Source organism: Terriglobus saanensis SP1PR4, assembly GCF_000179915.2.
In the GTDB taxonomy this organism is placed as follows: domain Bacteria; phylum Acidobacteriota; class Terriglobia; order Terriglobales; family Acidobacteriaceae; genus Terriglobus; species Terriglobus saanensis.
Genome location: NC_014963.1, coordinates 1,409,618 through 1,429,892, shown reverse-complemented (window position 1 = coordinate 1,429,892; position 20,275 = coordinate 1,409,618). Strand labels below are relative to the sequence as shown.

The window sequence follows — 20,275 nt, the reverse complement described above, 5'->3', positions numbered from 1 at the left end:
TCATTAGTTTGCTGGGTCGTCTCAGCACCAGCTAACCGGGCCAATGCCGCGGTGATGCGTTCTTCGCCCCGATGCGACGGACTACTCAGATTAGATCCGAGTAGCAACCTCTGCGCGTGACGAGGAGCGAGGTCATCAATTAAACGATGTTCCAACAAAAATTGTTATTCAGCACAAGCAATGTTGTGGACAACGCCTGGCTAACGGCATCGAGATCCACTCAGGCCGTTCCAAGGGTCACGGCGGTGTCGTAGTGCGCCTTTATTCGAAAGGCGATCTTAATCAGGAGCGATGAAATGAGAACGGAATCACAAGACAGCAACCGGAGTTGTTCAAGACGGCACCAATCCTTAGTCAGCCTTTGTAGTTTCTTTTTATTCGTAGCCATAGGGAGCGGGGTGGCCTTTGCGGCGGCACCCATCGGTCAAATCATCTCCTTGAAGGCCAGTGCCACGAACCTGTACGTGTCCGCGGACCAAGACCTGGACGCTACCGCCCCTCTCGTCGCTGACCGCACAACCGTAAACACCTGGGAGCAGTTCCAGGTCGTCGACGCTGGCGGAGGATTGGTTGCCTTGCTCTCGATCGGCAACGGCAAGTATGTGTCGGCGGACCAGAATCTTGGGGCCAATACTCCTCTTGTGGCGTCCCGCACCGTCTTCAACACCTGGGAGGAGTTTCACTGGATCGACCTCGGTAACGGCCAGATCCATCTACTGAATGTTGGCAACGGCAAATATGTGTCCGCCGATCTGAATATCGCGTCGACTGCGCCTCTGAATGCCGATCGCACGACAGCGCAAGCTTGGGAGACTTTCGCGTGGGCAACGGTTGGCGGGGGCGGCAGCAGCGGTGGGGGTTCGGCGGGCCTACCCAAGCACCTATTACTAGGATACTGGCAAAACTTCACTAACGGCTCGACGTGTCCCCGTCTAAGCGCAGTCCCCACTAGCTACACCATAGCCGCCGTGGCGTTTGCAAATTCAACGTCAACGCCCGGTGCCGTCGATTACACGACAGATTCGGGATTAGCGGCATGTATCGGGGGAGGTTACAACGATTCGCAGTTCACCTCCGACATCAGCACTCTGCACTCTCGCGGACAAAAGGTTATCCTCTCCATCGGCGGTGCGAATGGAACCGTCGCGATTAATAACGCGGCCAGCGCAACCAGTTTCGCCAACAGCGCCCACGCATTGATGACTAAGTTCGGATTCGATGGAGTAGATATCGATCTGGAGAGCGGGATCAATGTCACAAATCTAGCCAGCGCACTACAGCAACTTGCCGCGCTTTCGCCCGGTCTCATCATCACGATGGCACCGCAGACCACCGACGTAACGAACACAAGCAGTCCCTATTTCGCCCTTGCACTCAAGATTCAGAACATCCTGACGATAGTTAACACGCAGTACTACAACTCCGGCACAATGTTCGGTTGCGACGGCAACATTTACGCGGAAGGCACCGAAGACTTCGCAACGGCGCAGGCTTGCATTCTCATACAGGGTGGGTTGCGCCCGGATCAAATCGGGCTTGGATTCCCAGCGACGTCAGCAGCCGCCGGCGGCGGCTATGTAGATCCTTCGGTCGTAGTCAATGCTCTCGACTGCCTCACCGAGGGACAAAAGTGCGGAGCGTTTCGCCCATCGACGACGTGGCCCACACTCCGAGGCGCAATGACCTGGAGTATTAGTTGGGACGCAACAACTAACTACAATTTCGCCAACACCGTGAAAGCTGGCCTGAACGCCTTACCGTAAAGCACACCGAATGGGGCCCGGAGTAATCAAATACGCCCTGTTGCATGAACTATGGCTTGAACATGACCCATCGCACCCGGAAGGTACGATGGGTCATGTTCAAGCGCGCCGTTTTCCGGTTGTGATCATTCTGGCTTGCGTCGCTAGTACCGTAAGCACGGTGTCAGCCATCAAGATCTTGTATAGATGACGCGGGAGCGGCGCGGAAGGTCAGTCCAGCAACGATCATGCAGTGTCCATAGCTACGTGCCTGAACTGGCAACGCGGGTTCGTCGTATCAGTCACTTCGTGGCGGGTAGACGAGATCTACGTGAAGATAGGAAAAGCGGAAAGACCTGCTCCAAGCTCTCGATGAGTAGCTCCTCGCCCAAAAGTATCTTTGGCCGAAAGTACGCGAGAAGCGCACTAGAAACTGCGCATCTTGCGCTCCCAAACCCTTCTGCTGCGATGGCGAAGTAAGTTTGACCAATTTCCCGCTTTCGCTTGCACGATGCAAGAAGGGAGACAAAGTTCACCTTCACAGCCGGTTGCGAATTGATCGTCCAAGGCTGCGGGGTGTTTATGGCAAACGCCGAGACTCATCTTCGGACCGTCGTGAATGAGGATGGAGCCGCCATTCTCGATACGAAGCAAGGAACCATCTCGACCTTGAACGCTACCGGTGGATATGTCTGGCCAGCACTGGAGCGAGGCGAGAGCGAAGAGGCTATCGCAGCGAGCCGTGTCAAAGAGACTGGCGCACCGCACAGTATGCGAATTCCAGCAGCAATACAACACCGATGATAGGGCCGAGCGGCCAAAGTGTGGCGGGGGCTTCCGTGCTGCGGAACCGCCACAGTCCAATCCCTAACGAGGCCGCCGCGCCGACTCCCATAACAGTCAGCATCCATATCTTGCGGGATGACGTGACACCAGGCACTATGAGCATTGAAGCCACGAAAAAGAGGAAGAGCAGCGATGAAGCCACCGCAGAAGCCCAGTACATCCAATAGCGTTTTCGATTAGCGCCCAGTTCCGTCGAATCTGCCGTCGTTATGTTGTTATCGATAGCCATTTCTGCCTCCAGAAGACGATCACTCGACGCACCCCTTCGATCTCCATCTCAGCAGGCTGCCATGACGCCCTACCGAACGGCGTCGAGATACCCGTCAAGCGATTCGCTATCTCAGAGAACTTCATCAGGCTTCCTTTGCTCAGCTCTTCAGACGATCCACGAGGGCCTTGAAGTCGGCGTCCTGAGCATACTTTTGGAACGAGGGATCGGAAGAAGGGTCAGGCAGGTGTTCGTTCAGAAGAACCTGAGCATGGTGTTGGAAGGCCAACGTAAGATTCTTTAAGACTGCCGGTTTGTCGTTCTCATCCACAGCCACACAGGCGAGATTATAGTAATTCAGAGGGTATTCAGGATCGCTACGAACCGCCTCCTGTAGAAGTGCCTTCGAGTCCACTGTATGCCCACTAATGCCATAGGCCATCGCCAATTGATCCACTAGGATTCGGTGCTGGGTCCGCGTCAGCTTCACTCCACTTCTTTCTAACGACCGCACCTTCTCGTAGGGAACAACTGCCGCCGCGTACTTCTCCTCTCGGAACAGAGTCTGCCCAAGGTACATCTGCGCAGCAACGTTGCCAGGATCGTCGTGGGCGATATTCGCGAAGCTCTTCTCCGCTTCCGGCCATTTACCGCTGTCGTACAGCCGCTGTGCATTGTGAAAAACATCGGGCTTTAGGCTGCTGTGCGGCCATTGCCATACTCACAAACAGTAAGCAAGCAACGTCTCTCATATGAAATTTCATAGTCTCGCCTCATCCGCTCCTTAGTAATCCTGGACGTACCAGACGCCGATCCAAATGATGATCCAGTCTATGAGCCCAGCCACCACTAAGAAAGCCCAACCATGATCTGAATATATCCCTTCCGGAAATAGTAGCGCGGCTAAGAGAGCACCCGGAATTAGCAGCATTCCCAACCATCTGAAGCCTGGTATGGCGGACGCCATGAGCATCGCGAAGATGACTCCCAGCGCTTTGAAGACGTTTGCCGCACTTTTAGGCAAGATCATTATTTTGCGCAAGAACCGCCCATGCTTCCTCCACACGGGATGCCGAAAAACGCGCCATAGATACTGCTTTGTCGGCAACTTCAGCCTTTATCGAGACATCCGGCCTAGGCCATGTTGTCTAACAAATCTTTGAAGCACAGATATCAGACTCCAAAAGACAAAGAAATAGAACGCAAGAGAGAAGAGGAAGGGGAAAACTAGCTGCCGAAAGCCATGCCCCGGCCCGATAAGTTTCTGACTCAAAGTCTGGACACCTGGAGTCTGTCAGTAAGGCGTTTCAAGCGGCACGGCGACGTGCGGGTCTCGATCCGCGCATCGTTCTCTACTCCGCTCGTCACACCTTCGGCACCTATGCTCTGGCTTCCACCGGCAATTTACCAGCGGTCATGCAGACCATGGGACACGCAAGTGTGAGATCGACGTTGCCGTATCAGCATCACAACTCAGACGCGATTCGAGAGATGATCGAGCAACGTAACGCGACACCTAACGATTTACGTCATAGTTTGCGACATACTCCACGTCATAGTGGAGGTTTAGTCATGTAAATCATGCTGCAAATGCTTGATAATATGGCTCCTGAGGTAGGACTCGAACCTACAACCCTTCGGTTAACAGCCGAATGCTCTGCCATTGAGCTACTCAGGAACGTGGCACCCACTGTGGGGATCTTGCAACAGTGTCCGCGGCGGAAGAACTCACGCTAGGCCACCTGTCTGTTATAGCAAAATGAGGCCGCAGGGTCAAAGTGCAGCAGTGCCAGACAAGAACACGCGTTAGGGATAAAGCAGCACTGCGATGCTGTAGCCCGCAAACGCGCTACCCTCGGGAACACATGCCCCTACCTCCGCGTGCGTGTATTGCCCTGAAGCCAGCTTGGCCGTAAGTTGCTCCGGAAGCAGCGCCAGGCTCGAACCGGAGTACCGCATCACAAACGACGGCTGCCGATCCCCCGCATAGCCCTTCTCGCGTGCACACGTGTCCCGTGCCTCAGGCGTCGGGGTGATCGATGTCATACGAGAGCTCTGCGCCACCAGGGCACGCACCTTCTCCTCCTGCGCAGCGAGAGATAGGGTCGCAACGTCCCGGGAGAAGTCCTGCACCGCCCACAAACGTCCCTGGTACAAAATCGCCGAGATACCGACCGACGTAACCACCGCATCCAGAATGTTCGCGCGATGCCCCGGCGAATGCATCCACGCGTTGTGAATCGTCAGCGGAGACTCCCCGACCGCCACATTTTCGGCAACGGTAGAAAACTTCGCTCCTGCAGTCGACGTGCGCTGCGTCAGATCCGGCTCGCCCGCAAACTGGTGAGAGATGCCACCCATCCTTGCCATACGAATCGCATGCTCTCGCGCTGCCACCGCCATCTGTGGATTCCACGTCAGCGCAGGCAGACCCACCGCGGCGCGTTCCTGGTTCAACGCTGCGAACAGATACTGCTCTGCCACCGTTCGGCCCTGTGCCAAAACAACTTGGGCACCCACCACACAGAACGCGAAAACAACCATGAGAAAAGCACGCCGCAAAGTCGACCCCAAATCACTTACAACAGTTCAGACACGGATTGAATCCATTGGATGCGTTTCTCTCAGCTCGCCTTAATCGGCGGCAGCATGCTGCGAAAACGAAACATCAGTTTTGCCAGGGCAAAGGAACTGGCGTACCTCGGCCCGTACAGCTTGGGGTTATCCATGGTGCGGATCAGCCATCCAAGATAGAACTTGTCCGCCCACATCGGCACCTTCACCTGATCGCCGGACAGGAAAGCAATCGCAGCTCCAATGCAATGGATGCCCGGAACAAAACTCAGGTTCCTCCGCAGATAAAGACCAAGCCGCTCCTGGCTTCCACCGCCGATGGTCATAATCACATGCTTCGGGCGAAGACGTTCCAACATCTCCAGCAGCACCGGGTCCTGGATCGGTCCCGGCGGATAAACCGGTGCGAGATAAATATGCGAATCCGGCGGATCGATGCCCTGCGTCTGAAGCCATGCCCGGTTGGTCTCCGCGGACTTCGGCCGGGCCATCACCCACACCGTGTCCTCGGGCTTCTTCATCTCCGGACGCGAAAGCAGTTCATCCAGGTAGGCCAGGCCGGAGATGCGCGGAATCTTCTCCCACTGAAGGAACCTCCAAACCAACACCATGTATGCACTGTCCGCGATCACAAAATCCGCGCTCAACAGAGCATCCCGCGATTCCAGGTCCGTCTCGATCAATTGCAGCACCGGAGCCGAAGGAACCACCAGAAGTCCACCATGCAACATCCGGTCGACTGCACCCTTCAGCGATCCAGAAAAAAAGCGAACTCCGAGAATGGTGCGGAACTCGTTGCCACCCTCTTTCTTTGCCGAAGAAATTCCCTGGTTGAACTCAGCCATAGCACAAGTATGCCTGACGGTTCTCCATGTCGACGCGCACTGCCTCACCACAGGTAACATGATCCCAGTGATGCATCGCAACTGGCTTACATGGACGGCGCTTTCTCTTTTGGGAATCTTCGCGCTCGCTGCCCTGCTTGCGCCTTGGATCGCTCCACATGATCCAGCAGCGCTCGATCTCCAGGCGCGCCTGCTCTCTCCTGGCCATGGTCATTGGTTCGGGACCGACGAGTTAGGAAGAGATATCTTCTCGCGTACGCTGTTCGGCGCACGCATCTCCTTGACCGTCGCCGTCACAGTCGTAGGTCTCTCTCTCGTCTTCGGTGCCCTCGTTGGTTGCGTTGCCGGATTCTACGGCGGCTGGCGCGACGCTCTACTCAATATCTATGTCATGAATGCCTTCATGACGTTGCCAGGGATTCTTCTCGCCATCGCGCTCGTTGCCTTCCTCGGCCCAGGCCTGCGCAATGTCATCCTCGCGCTCGCCATCGCGGGTTGGGTTAACTATGCTCGACTCGTTCGAGCCCAGGTCATGGCCGCCCGCGAACGCGAATATGTGGAAGCAGCCCGTGCCCTCGGCGCAAACAACCTTCGCATCCTTACACGTCATATCCTTCCCAACATCATGCAGCCCGTGATCGTTCAGGCAGCCGTAGGCATGGCCGCAGCCGTCCTCGCAGAGGCCACGCTGAGCTTTCTTGGCCTTGGCGTGCCTCCTCCGATGGCGAGTTGGGGATCGATGCTCAACGACGCCCGCCCTCATCTCTTCGATGCTCCGCACATGATCTTCTTCCCCGCCATGGCGGTCATGCTCTGCGTGCTCGCGTTCTGCTTTCTGGGTGATGCTCTCCGCGACTACGCCGATCCCAGGACGCGCCTCTCCGCCGGTCTGTAACTTAGCTTTTGTCGTCTCGAAAAGAGAAGCGCCCGGATCCCATCAAGCGGGTTCAACGGGCGCTGTGCAGGTGGAGCCCTTCCCAAGGCTTCCTACAGAGTCAAAGTTACAGTTCAAGACTTCTTGAAACAAGAGATCTCTAGTAACCACACAAGGTAATCAAAACACGTTACTTACGGCTAAAGGGTGGCCCCGCCGCCCATTCGCGACCGAAACAGCTCAACCTCATTCCCATCCAGCAATTTAAGAACACGGGCCTCCGCAACGGCCAGATCCATACCATCTTCCAAAACCAGAAGAACAGAAGGCCCCGCACCCGAGAGCGCCACCCCCAGAACACCCTCGGTACCCGCCAACGGCAAAAGAAGTGGCAGCAAGGCGCAGGCCTCTGACCGGTAAGGCTGGTGCACACGATCCCGCATCGCCAAAGCTAGAAGCTCGCCACGACCCGTAGCAAACGCCGCCGTAAGCAGCGATGCCGCCTGAATATTCGCCACCGTATCTGCTCTGGAATAGCTCTCAGGCAACAAACCCCGAGCCTTGGAAGTCGACAAAGAAGCCCCCGGCATTACCAAGAGCAAAGGCCACTGCGTCGCGGGAGCAAGCGAGACCGCGGACACCGTCGTCAGAGAACCATCGGTTGACATCGCCGAAACCGTCAACCCGCCCATCACGCAGGCAGCCACATTATCAGGATGCCCCTCGCGAAGACTCGCCTCTGTCAGAATCTCGTGCCGGTTCCACCCCAACTTACCGAAGTGGGAAGCCAACGCGACCCCGGCCACAAGCGCCGCCGCCGAAGAGCCGCAGCCCATGCCCAGCGGAATCTCGTTACGCACCTTCAACGCCAGCGAAGGTGCACTGATTCCCTGCTGCCCCAGCACCTCCTGGTACGTAGACAGGATCAGGGAATCTTCAACATCGCCGCACACCTGCGCATTGCGGCCCGTCGCCTCAATCGCGAATTTGCCGGAGACAGCCGCCTCCACGTACAGGTGAAAATCCATTGCCAGACCCAGGGCGTCAAAGCCCGGCCCAAGGTTTGCTGAAGTTGCAGGCAGACGAAGCCGTACCGTTCCACTCATCTTCAGCGTACCGGCACAGGCGTGTTCTTCATCTCGGCATCCAGGGCGCGCAACACCGTCTCCGGATCGGCGTCCAGAACCAAAGGGGGTCTGCGGAAAGGCGCTGCCTCTTCGATATCCATGGCCAGCGTTCCGCGATGGAAATCGATGGTGTACTCCGGATCCTTCAAGGTGTGGCCTGTTAGAAGAAGGACGGTTCGCTCTCCGCTCTCCACCCTGCCTTGCGCCACAAGCTTCTTCAGGCCTGCAAGCGTCACAGCCGACGCCGGTTCGCAGCCAATGCCCTCGGCACCGATCTGCGCCTTCGCAAACGCAATCTCCGACTCAGACACTTGCTCGCACCAGCCATTGGTCGTCTCGATAATACGAGCGGCCTTGCGCCACGAAGCAGGATTCCCGATACGGATCGCCGTCGCGCGCGTGTCCGCAACCACCGGGTCGATCTCCTTGTGATCGTTCGTAAACCATTGAAAGAGCGGGTTCGCCCCCATCGCCTGAATCACCGAGATCTTCGGAACACGATCGATCAGTCCCAGGTGCTTCATCTCGGCAAAACCCTTGCCCAAAGCCGATCCATTGGCCAGATTGCCGCCCGGGACGATCACGTGATGAGGAACCTGCCAGTCCAACTGCTCCACCATCTCGACAGCCGGCGTCTTCTGGCCTTCCAGACGGTAGGGATTCACAGAATTCAACAGATAAATCGGATGCCGTTTCACCAGCTCGGCCAGAATCCGCACGCAACCATCGAAATCCGTCTTCAACTGGACCGTCATCGCGCCGTAGTCCATCGACTGCGAAAGCTTGCCCCAGGCAATCTTGCCCTCGGGAATGAAGACAATGCTCCGCAGCCCGGCGCGCGCCGCATAGGCGGCCATGGCAGCCGAGGTATTGCCAGTGGAAGCACAAGCTACCCACTCATAGCCACGTTCCACGGCAACCGAAAGCGCCGCCGTCATGCCGGTGTCCTTGAACGAACCCGTAGGATTCATGCCCTGGTGCTTCGCCAGAAGGAAATCCAGCCCCAGCGACTTAGCGCAGCGCGGCAGATCGTAAAGCGGTGTATTGCCCTCGCGCAGCGTCGTTGCGGTGTTGTCGTCCTTCAGAATCGGCAGCAACTCCCGATACCGCCAGACACCCGACTGGTCAATCGGCAGGGTGGAATCGCGCCGTTCCGCCCAGAGGTGCCGCAGCGCGGACGGGTTCGGCAGATTCCGATGGGGCGTGCCGGAGGTCTCGGCGCTTTCGCTCCACGGGTATTCAATTTCATAAAGTTCGCGCGTTTCAGGATCCCTAAAATCGTGGGGAGCATCTTCCGGAGCTATACGCTCGCCCGTTCCGATGCATCGAAGCTGATGTGACCGCATATTCATGGCTAGGTACAGGGTATCGTAAAGGCTGCTTCTCTATGAAACAGCTCGCTTTCATCGCGTTCGTTTTCGCGGCACTCTGCGCGTCTTCCAGCACCGCCAAGGCCCAGGCAAAACCCGCGCCCAAACCGAAGACAGAGCTGCACGTAGCCTCCGCCGCCGACATGCAGCCGGTCTTTGAAGTGCTCGCACCCTACTTCGAACGTAAAACCGGGATTCATCTCGTCATCAACTACGGCGCGTCCTCCGTCCTCTCCGAGCAGATGATCTCAGGCGCTCCAGCGGACATCTTCTTCTCCGCTGACTATGTCTTCGCCGAACGCGTCGTCTCCAGTGGTATGGCCGATTCGACAGACGCGATCCCTTACGCCAAAGGCACCCTCGTACTCTGGACCCGCAAGGATTCGCGCTTCAATCCTCTCCATCTCGAAGTATTGGAGCGCAAAGATCTGAAGTCCGTCTCCATCGCCAATCCCGACCACGCTCCATACGGACGCGCTGCTGTGTCCGCACTGCAGAAGATGAAGTTTTACGAAAACGTCGCACCGCATCTTGTGCAGGGCGAATCCGTCGCTCAGGCAGCACAGTTCGCACAGACCGGCAACGCGGAACTCGCCCTCATCTCCGAGACCATCGCCACCTCGCCGAAGTTCAAGAACAGCGGCAGCTTCGTCCTCTTTCCCACCTACGTTTACCCGGAGATCCGCCAGTGCGCCGTCGTGCTGCGCAGTTCTCCCCAGCGCGACAATGCCCACAAGCTGCTCGACTACATCCTGAGCGACGAGATCCAGGCCCACCTCGCCAGCCTCGGCCTGCACCCCATCAAGTAAAAAACACCCTCGTGCCCCATTCTTTCGCGGCTTCATGCGAAAGGGTGGGGTCGCGCATAGCGCACAAACCAGATTTCTTCGGAGACCCAAACCGGGTGCCCCATACATCGCGTCTTTTGCGACGTGTGGGTTATGCGCAAAGCGCATCTTTCGCTCGAAGAGCGAACCTACCAGTAAACCGCAAAAGCAGATCCCTCCACTTCGCTACGGGATGACAAAAGACCCCTTTAGGAACCGGAAGAGTATTGGACACACCTTGGTTTGCGCTGAAACCCTGCTCGTGTTCCTCCGCTAAATTTTGTTTGTCACCCCGTAGCGCAGCGCAGGGATCTGCTGCATAACTCACCACCAGCTACACTCGCAAAGTGGATAAGGAAGCTCTCCTCCTCACACTCCGCCTTGCCACCATCACCACGCTCGTGCTGATGATCCTCGCCCTGCCTCTCGCAGGTTGGCTCGCCCTCGGCCGCAGCAAACTGCGCTACATCGTCGAAGCCCTCGTTGCCCTCCCCATCGTCCTCCCCCCGACCGTGCTCGGCTTCTACCTCCTCGTCGGTCTAGGCCCGCTCACGGCACTGGGACGTACAATCATCCGCCTCCTCGGCCACCCTCTTGCGTTTACGTTCTCAGGCCTGGTCGTCGGCTCCGTGCTCTACAGCCTTCCCTTCGCCGTGCAGCCGGTGGTCGCTGGCCTGCGCAGCATCGACCCGCGCTATCTCGAAGCCGCGCAGACCCTCGGCGCATCCCCCAGCCGCGTCTTTCGCGCCATCGCTCTGCCTCTGGTGAAGAGTTCGATCCTCGCCGCAGCCGTCCTCACCTTCATGCACACCGTCGGAGAGTTCGGCGTCGTCCTTATGCTCGGTGGAGGCATTCCCGGTCGCACACAGACGCTCTCTATCTCCCTCTTCGATCAGGTACAGAACTTCGACTACGCCGCGGCAAATCACACTGCCCTCTGGCTTCTTCTCGCCTCCACCATCGCCCTGCTCTTCGTCTACGGCCGCAGCCTCTTCCGGAGAAACAGCGATGCTTGAACTGACTCTCCAGGGCGAACGCGGAAGACAAACGCTTGAGGTCCATCTCGTCATCAAGCAGCCGTGGACCGTCCTCTTCGGCGCATCCGGTGCGGGAAAATCCAGCATCCTCCGCGCCATCGCCGGTCTATGGCAGCCGCCCGCCACGCGCGTTCTTCTCGACGAGAAAGACATCTCCCACCTGAGCCCGGATCGCCGCCGGATCCCGCTCGTCACGCATCACGCCGCGCTCTTCCCTCACATGACCGCGCGCGAAAATCTTCTCTTCCCGCTCAAAGGCGAGAGCACGGCCCTCGCAGACGAACTCCTTCAGCGCTTCCAAGTCGAACACGTCCGAGACAGCAAACCAGCCACCCTCTCCAGCGGAGAACGCCAGCGCGTGGCGCTCGCGCGGGCAATCGCCTCCCGCCCAAGACTTCTCTTGCTCGATGAAGCCCTCAGTGGCCTCGACATTCTTCTGCGCACGCAGCTCATCGCCGAGCTTAAAAACTGGCAGGCAGATTCCGGAGCCCTGATCCTCTCCGTCACTCACAATCTGTCGGAAACTCTCGAATCAGCCGACGAAGTCGCTCGCCTCGAAGACAGCCGCATCACCCAGGTCGGCCCAGCCCGCGAAGTCCTCAGCGACCGCCGCGAGCATCTCTTGCACCTCTTAGGAAACTAAAACCGGTTCCTGCTCCAGCGATACTCCGAAGCGCTCACACACCACCCGCGCAATTTCATCGCGCAGCGCCACCATCTCCGCCGTCGTCGCTCCGCCCCGGTTCGTGAGCGCGAGTGTATGCCGCGTCGAGATCCCCACCGACCCCATCACATAGCCTCGCGGAAACCCAGCCTGTTCAATCAGCCACGCCGCAGGCAGCTTTACGCGATCATTGCCGACTGCCCAATGCGGAACCTTGTCCTCGGCTATTTCCAAAGCGCTTGCAATCCCACCCAACACCTCCACCGGCACCACGGGATTCCGAAAGAACGACCCCGCCGAGCACGTATCTGCATCACGCTCGCTTGGATATTCCCCCGAGATATCCGGCGCAGCCGTCACCATACCCTTCAACCCTCGAATCGCACGGACGGCTTCGGCCACTTCCACCAGACTCGGAGATGAGCCTTCCGCAAACCGCTTTGCCAGGTCTGCATACTTCAACTGCGGCGCACCACCGGCATGCAGACAAAAATCCACACGCGTCACCACGTAACGCCCCTTAGCACCGCCCTCTGCTGGGTCGGTGTTGAAGAGACTGGTGCGATAGCCAAACCCGCACTCTTCCTTCATCAGTTCGACAAACTTTTTCAGCTCAAGATCGAAGGCCCGCACCCGCACAATCGTCTCGGCCACCTCCTGCCCATACGCTCCGACGTTCTGCACCGGCGTTCCGCCTACAGTTCCAGGAATCCCGGCCAGGCACTCCACACCAGCCAGATCGTTTTCCACGGCATACTGCACGAACCTGTCCCAGCTCTCTCCGGCTCCCACACGCAGGCAGTCGCCGTCGCGCGCAATTCCCGGAAGTGCGATCCGCACCACCAGGCCATCGAAACCCGCGTCGCCCACCAACAGGTTGCTTCCGCCTCCCAGCACAAAGACCCGTAAGTCTTTCTCTGCCGCAAACTTCAGGGCCCATACCAGATCGCCTTCGGTCGACACCGTCGCCATCCAGCGGGCGGGACCGCCGATTCCAAGGGTGGTGTACGGCGCCAGCGCGACCTGTTCGAGAAACGTCATCCGGTTCGAGGGTAAATCACACGACTTTCTCCTGATACGAACCCAACCGGGAATGCGTAGAATCAAAGCAGCACACGGCTTTCAACCGTCTGCAAGGAGGATGCATGTATCCAGAACTTATGGTGATCCCGATGCGCGAGGAACTCACACGCGCCGGTTTGAATGAGGCACGCACGGCGGCTGAGGTTGACGCTGCTCTTGCGCAGCCCGGAACCACCCTGCTCGTCGTCAACTCGATCTGTGGTTGCGCGGCAGGCAAAATGCGTCCTGGCGTTCGTCTGGCTATGCAGAACGGCGTCAAGCCCGACCAGGCAGTCACCGTCTTTGCCGGCCAGGACCGCGAAGCCACCGAGAAAGCACGCACCTACTTCCAGGGTCATCCCCCCACCTCTCCCGCCATCGCCATCCTGCGCGACGGCCAGCTCGTCTACCTGATGCAGCGTTCGGCGATTGAAACTTCGAACGCCCCCGCCATCGCACAGGAACTCACACGGGCCTTCGACACCTACTGCGCCAAGACCAACGCATAAAATTTCGCCCTGCGAAATTCCCCAAAGGGGAAAGACCGCTGCATGCGGTCTTCCCCTTTTTTACGTCGGGCTCATGTTTTCCGTTTTATTGCCGATGAAGTGATGAAAGCGATGCCGGCCCCCGTCCCCCATTTCACGACAAACCCTCCCACCGCCCATTCCGGAGACTTCGGCCTGATCGGAAGCAGCGCCGTGATGGAGCGCCTCAAACTTCAGATCCATCGCATCGGTCCGCACTTTCGCAGCGTGCTCCTCACCGGGGAGCCAGGCACAGGGAAAAACCTCATCGCGCACGCGCTCCATACTCTGGGAATGGGGACGGACACTCCCCTGGTCGTCTGCAATGCCTCCACCGCCGCCGAACAGATCGCGAAAGCCGGATTTTCCAACTACAGAGGCACCTTGTTTCTGGATGACGTCGGCGAAATGCCATTCAGTACGCAGGTAGCTCTGCTGCGCGTTCTCCGACAGCAGGAACTCCGGAACGCCAGCGCCAGTCATGTGCGCATCCGCGTAGTTGCCGCAACCCGACACGATCTCCGGCCCCAGGTTCAATTAGGAACCTTCCGCAAGGATCTCTACGAACGCCTTTCGATGATCGAGATTCCGCTGCCGCCCTTACGCGCGCACCTCGAAGACCTGGAAGAACTCGTCACCCACTTCGTGAGCCTCTCTGCTCGCCAACAGGGCAAACTTCCTCCTGCGCTTTCGGCAAACCTGCTGGAGCGTCTTCTCTCCCACTCCTGGCCCGGCAATGTCCGCGAGCTTGAAGAGGTTGTAGGGTACGCCGTCACCCAGACGGACGCGGGCGTTCTGGAGATCCCACACCTTCCGGCCTGCCTTCTCGCTGAAGAAAATTCCGCTCAACCATCCCTGTCACCTCTACCCTTGGGAAAAACGCAGCGACTTGAAGACATCGTGCTCCACCACGTGAACTACGTGCTCGGCTACTGCGGCGGCAACAAGCTCCGCGCCGCCGAATGTCTCGGCATCAGTCGTTCGACCCTCTACCGCTTGCTGGAAAAGAAGACCTCTTCTGACGCCGCGCAAGGCAACCTGCTGCACTCTATCCCAATTAAGAACATCTCCGCATTAAGGGACAACTTATCTACACCGGATTGATACACTCAAACGAATCTGAGGTGTTCGAAATTGGCAAACTCCGTGCTGTCTTCCATGCGCTCCTGCGCCGTTGCAACCGCTCTCTTCGCAGGCCTCATCGCGAGCCCGCTTCTGCGGAGTCAAATCTCCCCAGCGGATCGCTCCAAAGCGCTTAACACGCTCTTCGTCGAGTACTGGGAAGACGTCCTGCTCCACTCGCCCGAAACCGCGACCTACCTTGGCGATAAGCGTTACAACGATCGCTGGAGCGACATGTCCGCCGCCGGGTTCTCCAATCAGCTCCAGCGCGAGCGTGTCTTTATCGAGCGCCTTGGCGCAATCGACACCACCGGTCTCAGCGACCAGGATAAGCTCTCCTCCGAACTCCTCCTCCGAACGCTCATCGACGATCAGGAATCCGCCCGCTTCAAAGAATGGGAGATGCCGGTCAACCAGTTCAACGGCTTCCATACACAGGTGCCGCAGCTCGCCGCCGCCACGGCCTTCGACACGGTTAAGGACTACGACGACTACATCAAGCGCCTCTCCACCGTGGACAAACCCTTCTCGCAGATCATGGTCGCCATGGAAGCCGGCATCAACGACGGACGTATGCCTCCCAAATTCCTTCTCGAAAAAGTGCTCGTTCAAACGAATGCGCTGATCGCCATCAAGCCGGAAGACTCGCCCTTTTCCGCACCGCTGAAGCAGTTCCCCAAGACCATCAGCGCCGCAGATCAAAAACGCATTCACGACGAGGTGATGCATGCCATCGCCACGGTCGTCCTTCCCAGCTACCAGCGCTTCGCGAAGTTCCTTTCGGCGGAATACATTCCCAAGGGCCGCACCGAACCCGGCATCTCGTCGATTCCTGACGGAGAGGCATATTACGCCTTCCGCATCCGCCAGAGCACAACGACCAATAAGACCGCTGACGAAATTCACAAGATTGGCCTGGAAGAAGTAAAGCGCGACGAAGCCGCCATGCTGGTCATCGCGAAGAAGATGGGCTTCAGCGATCTCAAGACCTTCAATGCCGCCGTCAAAACCAACCCGAAACTGCACGCCACCTCCAAGCAGCAACTCATCGACGCCTACTCCAGCCACATCAACGACATGAAGGCCAAGCTGCCGCAACTCTTTGGCACACTGCCCAAGGCGCCGCTCGAAGTCCTCCCCGTCCCCGAGTACATGGAGAAGGAGCAGGCTGCCGCGTACTACCAGCCCGGAACACCTGATGGAAAGCGCCCCGGCCGCGTCTATGTCAACACCTATAACTTCGCCAGCCGCGGCCTTGAGGACGCGGAAGTCGTCTCCTACCATGAGGGTCTGCCCGGACATCATCTGCAAATCTCCATCGCGCAGGAGCTTACAGGCATCCCTGAGTTCCGTAAGCAGAGCTACTACACTGCCTACACCGAGGGCTGGGGTCTCTACAGCGAACGCCTGGGTAAAGAAGTCGGCTTTTATCAGGATCCCTACAACGACTACGGCCGTCTCAAAGCCGATGTCTGGCGCGCCATCCGTCTCGTCGTAGATACCGGCGTTCACTCCAAACACTGGACGCGCCAGCAGATGGTCGACTTCTTCCACGACCACTCCTCCATCGACGAGACAAACGTCCAGGCCGAAACCGATCGCTACATCGCCTGGCCCGCACAGGCCCTCGGCTACAAGATCGGCCAGCTCAAACTCATCGAACTCCGCGAACGCGCTCAGACCGCGCTTGGCACGAAGTTCGACCTTCGCAAGTTCCACGATCTCGTCATCGACTCCGGCGCACTTCCGCTCGACGTCCTCGACAAGCGCGTGAACGAGTGGATTGCAACGCAGAAATAACATCTAGAATCTTCTAGATGTCTGCAACCTTGCTTCTCTACAACCCGAAGGCCGGCGGCGGCGCCGTCCTTCGGCAGCTCCCCACCATGCTGGCGGCGTTGCGACTCCACTTCCCGGACGTCGAATCGATCGCCACGACTGGCCCCGCAAGCGCGGGGCCTCAGGTAGCCACCGCCGCCCAGGCAGGCACACAACTCGTCATCGTCTGCGGAGGCGACGGCACCCTCTTCGAAGCCATGCAGGGAGCCGTCCACCAAAAGATCGCCCTGGCCATTATTCCCTTCGGAACAGGAAACGTCATCGCACGCGATCTCGGCCTGAGCATGAAGCCCCTGCAAGCGATCCAACAGCTGGCTCAGTTTGAGAAGAGACGCGTTCCTGTCGGCACACTGGCCCGCCCCGGGGACGCTGCTCCCACCTACTTCCTTACCGCCACCGGCGCGGGCTTTCACGCAGAACTGATGTCTCTCCCCAAGCCCACGGCCAGCGCTTCGCGGATGCACTATTTCTTCCAGGGTCTCAACCTGATCCGCAGAAATCGTGTCGAAGACTTCGACGTGCGCATCGGTCTGTTGGACGGAACCGAGATCGCACTCATTGCTTCGGAGTTGCTCATCCTCCGCGCACGTTCCTTTGGAGGAATACTCAACCGCTGGCGTCCCGGCAACGCGCTCACACGCAATGATCTGCTCGCCATCCTCACCAGAAAGCACAATCGTCTGGCACTCTTTCTCTTTATCCTGCGCTGCCTTCTTGGACAGGCACCCCTCGCGGGCGTCGAGAGCGCTGACAACCTGATCGCCGTCCGTGCGACGGAAATTCTCTGCACACCGCGAGATTATGAGATCGAAGCGGAGGCCGACGGCGAGCCCTTCGGCATCCTTCCGCTCCACATCTCCACCATTCCGGACGCCCTCACCCTTCTTCTCCCGAAAAACTATCCCAACAACTAATCCGTCATCCGTAGCTTTTTGTCCAAAGACACTACAACCGAGCCAGCACCCTGGCCGACAGCAATCGGTCCTCGAGATGCCGCTCCAGCGCCGTCACCGCAAACCTCCGCAGATCCACCGCCCGTGCTTTCGGAAAAGCCTCCTGAGCCAGCACAGCAATCGGCTGCTGAAAAATTCGCACAGCCAGCGCGGAACTCTCCGCACCGACTTCAACACTCCCGCTTCCGCGATGGACCACACACGTCGCTCCGTCCCTTGCAGGCGAATAAAAGAAACCTTTTCCACGAAGACTTTCTCCACACACGGCGCATGAGGAAAGATCGGGCATCCATCCCAGAAGCCGTGTCACCCAAAGCAGAAAATACGTCACCGGAAGCCACACCTCACCGACCTGCATCCGCTCGATCGTCGTCAGGGCCAGCCGAAAGACATCGTCCTCCGGTGCCTGCTCCGGCAACGCACTTTCCAACACTTCCGCCACCACTGAAAGCGCCGCAGAGCGTGCATAGTCTACCGGCTCCCGAAGCGGCGACCACAAAATCTCAAAGCTGTTCAGCCGCACGAGCTCCTGCCGAGGCTTCTCCGCCCAGTTCGCACGCACGTACGTCATCGGCTCCAGAGCCCCGCCGAAGCGCCGCCGCGACCGCATGGCATGCCGCGCCACACCCTTCACACGCCCCTGATGCCGCGTGAAGAGCGACACCAGCAAGTCCGCCTCCTGGAAGGGCCATGTCCGCAGCACAATGGCTTCATCCTGACGCTCGCTCATACCCCTCCTTTCTGAAAGTGTGAATGCAAACAGAAAGCGCGCAACCTCTGCAGGTTGCGCGCTTTCCATAAAGACTTTCGAAGATTAGCGACCGAAGTGGGCTGCGTTCTTCTCCTGGAACTCGGCCCATTTGTCGGGCAGATCGTCCGCAGCATAAATCGCCGAAACCGGGCAAACCGGAACGCAGGCACCGCAATCGATGCACTCCACGGGATCGATAAAGAGCTGTACTGCTTCCTCGTTACCATCCTCACCCTTCTTGGGGTGGATGCAGTCCACAGGGCAAGCGTCCGCGCAAGCCGTGTCCTTGGTGCCAATGCAGGGTTCTGCGATTACGTAAGCCATTTCCAAATCCTCTCAAACTTCATCAAAATATCCGTTCGGGATCTTCATTCTATCAGCAGAAAACCCGCGTCATCCGTGCCGATTCCTATGTGAAATTCGGACTATTGCGGACGGAGTTTCATCTAAAACCTCTAAATCCTCTATCATGGCCGCATGACGCCTCTTCCCAATTGGATTCCGGTCGTGGTCTCTGCCGCTGGTGTCGTCATCGCTCTCTGCGGTTTCATCTATCAAATAAGAAGAGCGCGATTCAACCAATCGATCGACCTTCTTTTCCGCCTGGAGAATGACTTCTTTGGCCCCGCCAAGCAGATACAGCGTTCCAAAGCAGCGACAGCTCTGGCTAGTGGCGATATGTTCGAGGCAGAACCGATCCTGGACTTCTTCGAAACGATGGCACTCCTTCTGCGCCGCGGCGCTTTGGACGAAGAAATGGTTTGGCACACCTTTTTCTACTGGGTGAATGGGTATTACGAAGCCTGCAAAAGCGACATTCAACTCCGGCAACAGACAGATCCTCTCCTTTGGAAGGACTTACTTCCTATGGTCGAACGCCTGCGCATTCGGCAAAAAAATGCGACTTCCTCTCCAAGAATCGTCCTCGACTCTACGCAGATTCAAGAATTTCTTAGAGAAGAAGCGGCTGAAGCAACTCGTTGAGGTTTACTGACGCCGTTCCCGGAATTCCGCTGGTGTGGGAATCGGTGCCAATCCACGCCCAGCGAACATCTCCTCAAAGACATGCTGTAGTTCGTCCGTGATCAGACCGTTCGTCGCCAGGACCTCGCGCGAATCCAGCCGAAACTTCGATCCATCGAACCGCGTGATCTTTCCACCGGCCTCTGTCACCAGGAGTGCGCCCGCCGCTGTGTCCCAGGGGTTCAGGTTGAACTCCCAGAAGCCCTCCAGCCGTCCGCAGGCCACGTAGGCCAAGTCCACCGCCGCCGCACCCGCCCTGCGCACACCATGCGTCCGCAGCGTGATCTGCTGGTAAAAGTGGATGTTCGGGCTTTCGTGCCGCTTCACACTGGGAAAGCCTGTTGCAATCAGCGACTCCTGCATCTGCGCCGTGCGGGAGACATGCATTGGCTCGCCGTTCCGCCGCGCACCCTTACCGAGTTCCGCCTGAAATATCTCATCACGCAGCGGCTCATAGATCACCGCAGCCACGATCGCGCCGTCTTCGTTTTCAGCAAGACCCGCAGGACGTCGCTCCAGGCCCATCGAAACGCAGAAATAGGGGAAGCCATGCGCAAAATTCGTGGTTCCGTCCAAAGGATCGATGTACCAGCGATATTCCGCTCCCAGCTGTTGCCGTGTTCCTTCTTCGCCGAAGATCCCGTGGCCGGGAAATACCGCCTGCAGCCGCTCCGTAATCAGCTTCTCGCTGGCGCGGTCAGCCTCCGTCACCAGATCCACGTCACCCTTGTACTCTGTCGCAACGCCGCGCTTGTAATACTCGCGCAACAGCGCCCCCGCCTCACGGGCAATCTCACCCGCAGCATCCGCAAATTCAAACTTAACCGGCTCGCTCATACAGAGAGAATACTCGCCAAACCCAGTCCGCTGAATTGCGGCCCTGC

General features: G+C 58.2%; 22 protein-coding genes, 1 tRNA gene and 1 pseudogene. 12 read left to right on the top strand and 12 right to left on the bottom strand.

Annotated features, from left to right (window positions below; translation table 11 throughout):
* The first annotated feature begins 398 nt into the window (after window positions 1-398).
* Window positions 399-1,763: a glycosyl hydrolase family 18 protein gene (locus ACIPR4_RS05970; RefSeq protein WP_222829263.1), complete on the top strand. Its 1,365-nt coding sequence runs from the start codon at window positions 399-401 to the stop codon at window positions 1,761-1,763.
* A 561-nt stretch (window positions 1,764-2,324) separates the two neighbouring features.
* Window positions 2,325-2,546, top strand: a complete 222-nt coding sequence (locus tag ACIPR4_RS23475; protein ID WP_041585944.1) for a PqqD family protein — start codon at window positions 2,325-2,327, stop codon at window positions 2,544-2,546.
* Here ACIPR4_RS23475 and ACIPR4_RS22440 read toward each other — a convergent pair.
* The 3 genes and pseudogenes from ACIPR4_RS22440 to ACIPR4_RS23470 all read right to left on the bottom strand — a co-directional run.
* Window positions 2,488-2,817 carry a hypothetical protein gene (locus ACIPR4_RS22440; RefSeq protein ID WP_013567754.1) on the bottom strand — a complete coding sequence of 110 codons (330 nt, stop codon included), beginning with the start codon at window positions 2,815-2,817 and terminating at the stop codon, window positions 2,488-2,490. The genes ACIPR4_RS23475 and ACIPR4_RS22440 overlap by 59 nt on opposite strands.
* 139 nt (window positions 2,818-2,956) lie before the next feature.
* On the bottom strand, window positions 2,957-3,286 hold the full coding sequence (locus ACIPR4_RS05955) for a hypothetical protein (RefSeq protein WP_245536468.1): 330 nt from the start codon (window positions 3,284-3,286) through the stop codon (window positions 2,957-2,959).
* A 42-nt stretch (window positions 3,287-3,328) separates the two neighbouring features.
* Window positions 3,329-3,460, bottom strand: a pseudogene (locus ACIPR4_RS23470) (hypothetical protein); the annotation flags it as partial.
* Between the two features lie 620 nt (window positions 3,461-4,080).
* Between ACIPR4_RS23470 and ACIPR4_RS23465 the strand changes: the two are divergent.
* Window positions 4,081-4,374 carry a tyrosine-type recombinase/integrase gene (locus ACIPR4_RS23465; protein ID WP_083811886.1) on the top strand — a complete coding sequence of 98 codons (294 nt, stop codon included), beginning with the start codon at window positions 4,081-4,083 and terminating at the stop codon, window positions 4,372-4,374.
* Between the two features lie 25 nt (window positions 4,375-4,399).
* On the opposite strand, the gene ACIPR4_RS05945 is transcribed toward ACIPR4_RS23465, so the two are convergent.
* From ACIPR4_RS05945 to ACIPR4_RS05935, 3 genes are all read right to left on the bottom strand, one after another.
* A tRNA-Asn gene (locus tag ACIPR4_RS05945) sits at window positions 4,400-4,474 on the bottom strand.
* A gap of 128 nt (window positions 4,475-4,602) precedes the next feature.
* On the bottom strand, window positions 4,603-5,298 hold the full coding sequence (locus tag ACIPR4_RS21490) for a CAP domain-containing protein (protein ID WP_187290253.1): 696 nt from the start codon (window positions 5,296-5,298) through the stop codon (window positions 4,603-4,605).
* Between the two features lie 122 nt (window positions 5,299-5,420).
* Window positions 5,421-6,215 carry a WecB/TagA/CpsF family glycosyltransferase gene (locus ACIPR4_RS05935; RefSeq protein WP_013567752.1) on the bottom strand — a complete coding sequence of 265 codons (795 nt, stop codon included), beginning with the start codon at window positions 6,213-6,215 and terminating at the stop codon, window positions 5,421-5,423.
* 58 nt (window positions 6,216-6,273) lie between these two features.
* On the opposite strand from ACIPR4_RS05935, the gene ACIPR4_RS05930 reads away from it, so the two are divergent.
* Entirely contained in the window at window positions 6,274-7,110 is an 837-nt protein-coding gene (locus tag ACIPR4_RS05930; protein ID WP_013567751.1) for an ABC transporter permease, read from the top strand.
* Between the two features lie 179 nt (window positions 7,111-7,289).
* Here ACIPR4_RS05930 and thrB read toward each other — a convergent pair whose 3' ends face one another.
* Entirely contained in the window at window positions 7,290-8,195 is a 906-nt protein-coding gene (gene thrB / locus ACIPR4_RS05925) for a homoserine kinase (RefSeq protein ID WP_013567750.1), read from the bottom strand.
* A 2-nt stretch (window positions 8,196-8,197) separates the two neighbouring features.
* Window positions 8,198-9,568: a threonine synthase gene (gene thrC, locus ACIPR4_RS05920; RefSeq protein WP_013567749.1), complete on the bottom strand. Its 1,371-nt coding sequence runs from the start codon at window positions 9,566-9,568 to the stop codon at window positions 8,198-8,200.
* 35 nt (window positions 9,569-9,603) lie between these two features.
* Here thrC and modA point away from each other — a divergent pair, with 35 nt between their 5' ends.
* From modA to ACIPR4_RS05905, 3 genes are all read left to right on the top strand, one after another.
* Window positions 9,604-10,395, top strand: coding sequence for a molybdate ABC transporter substrate-binding protein (modA, locus tag ACIPR4_RS05915; RefSeq protein ID WP_013567748.1), 792 nt, complete (start codon window positions 9,604-9,606; stop codon window positions 10,393-10,395).
* A 365-nt stretch (window positions 10,396-10,760) separates the two neighbouring features.
* Window positions 10,761-11,429 carry a molybdate ABC transporter permease subunit gene (gene modB, locus ACIPR4_RS05910; protein ID WP_013567747.1) on the top strand — a complete coding sequence of 223 codons (669 nt, stop codon included), beginning with the start codon at window positions 10,761-10,763 and terminating at the stop codon, window positions 11,427-11,429.
* Window positions 11,422-12,093, top strand: a complete 672-nt coding sequence (locus ACIPR4_RS05905) for an ABC transporter ATP-binding protein (RefSeq protein ID WP_013567746.1) — start codon at window positions 11,422-11,424, stop codon at window positions 12,091-12,093. Before modB ends, ACIPR4_RS05905 begins: the two co-directional genes overlap by 8 nt.
* On the opposite strand, the gene ACIPR4_RS05900 is transcribed toward ACIPR4_RS05905, so the two are convergent.
* Window positions 12,082-13,155 (bottom strand): UDP-N-acetylmuramate dehydrogenase, encoded by a 1,074-nt coding sequence (locus ACIPR4_RS05900; protein ID WP_013567745.1) that lies wholly within the window; start codon window positions 13,153-13,155, stop codon window positions 12,082-12,084. The two genes, ACIPR4_RS05905 and ACIPR4_RS05900, sit on opposite strands and share 12 nt — an antisense overlap.
* A gap of 104 nt (window positions 13,156-13,259) precedes the next feature.
* On the opposite strand from ACIPR4_RS05900, the gene ACIPR4_RS05895 reads away from it, so the two are divergent.
* From ACIPR4_RS05895 to ACIPR4_RS05880, 4 genes are all read left to right on the top strand, one after another.
* The gene (locus ACIPR4_RS05895; protein ID WP_013567744.1) at window positions 13,260-13,685 is read left to right on the top strand and encodes a BrxA/BrxB family bacilliredoxin; all 426 of its coding nucleotides are present in this window, start codon (window positions 13,260-13,262) and stop codon (window positions 13,683-13,685) included.
* Between the two features lie 111 nt (window positions 13,686-13,796).
* Complete coding sequence (locus tag ACIPR4_RS05890) at window positions 13,797-14,807, top strand: sigma 54-interacting transcriptional regulator (protein WP_222829262.1); 1,011 nt, start codon at window positions 13,797-13,799, stop codon at window positions 14,805-14,807.
* Between the two features lie 30 nt (window positions 14,808-14,837).
* Window positions 14,838-16,625, top strand: coding sequence for a DUF885 domain-containing protein (locus ACIPR4_RS05885; RefSeq protein WP_013567742.1), 1,788 nt, complete (start codon window positions 14,838-14,840; stop codon window positions 16,623-16,625).
* 17 nt (window positions 16,626-16,642) lie between these two features.
* The gene (locus tag ACIPR4_RS05880) at window positions 16,643-17,578 is read left to right on the top strand and encodes a diacylglycerol/lipid kinase family protein (protein ID WP_013567741.1); all 936 of its coding nucleotides are present in this window, start codon (window positions 16,643-16,645) and stop codon (window positions 17,576-17,578) included.
* A 31-nt stretch (window positions 17,579-17,609) separates the two neighbouring features.
* On the opposite strand, the gene recO is transcribed toward ACIPR4_RS05880, so the two are convergent.
* Both recO and ACIPR4_RS05870 read right to left on the bottom strand, forming a co-directional pair.
* Entirely contained in the window at window positions 17,610-18,347 is a 738-nt protein-coding gene (recO, locus tag ACIPR4_RS05875) for a DNA repair protein RecO (protein ID WP_013567740.1), read from the bottom strand.
* An 84-nt stretch (window positions 18,348-18,431) separates the two neighbouring features.
* Window positions 18,432-18,692 carry a 4Fe-4S dicluster domain-containing protein gene (locus ACIPR4_RS05870; RefSeq protein WP_013567739.1) on the bottom strand — a complete coding sequence of 87 codons (261 nt, stop codon included), beginning with the start codon at window positions 18,690-18,692 and terminating at the stop codon, window positions 18,432-18,434.
* A 153-nt stretch (window positions 18,693-18,845) separates the two neighbouring features.
* Between ACIPR4_RS05870 and ACIPR4_RS23460 the strand changes: the two genes are divergently transcribed.
* Entirely contained in the window at window positions 18,846-19,352 is a 507-nt protein-coding gene (locus tag ACIPR4_RS23460; RefSeq protein WP_013567738.1) for a DUF4760 domain-containing protein, read from the top strand.
* Window positions 19,353-19,355: 3 nt separating this feature from the next.
* Here ACIPR4_RS23460 and ACIPR4_RS05860 read toward each other — a convergent pair whose 3' ends face one another.
* On the bottom strand, window positions 19,356-20,228 hold the full coding sequence (locus ACIPR4_RS05860) for an inositol monophosphatase family protein (protein WP_013567737.1): 873 nt from the start codon (window positions 20,226-20,228) through the stop codon (window positions 19,356-19,358).
* Window positions 20,229-20,275: the final 47 nt, after the last annotated feature.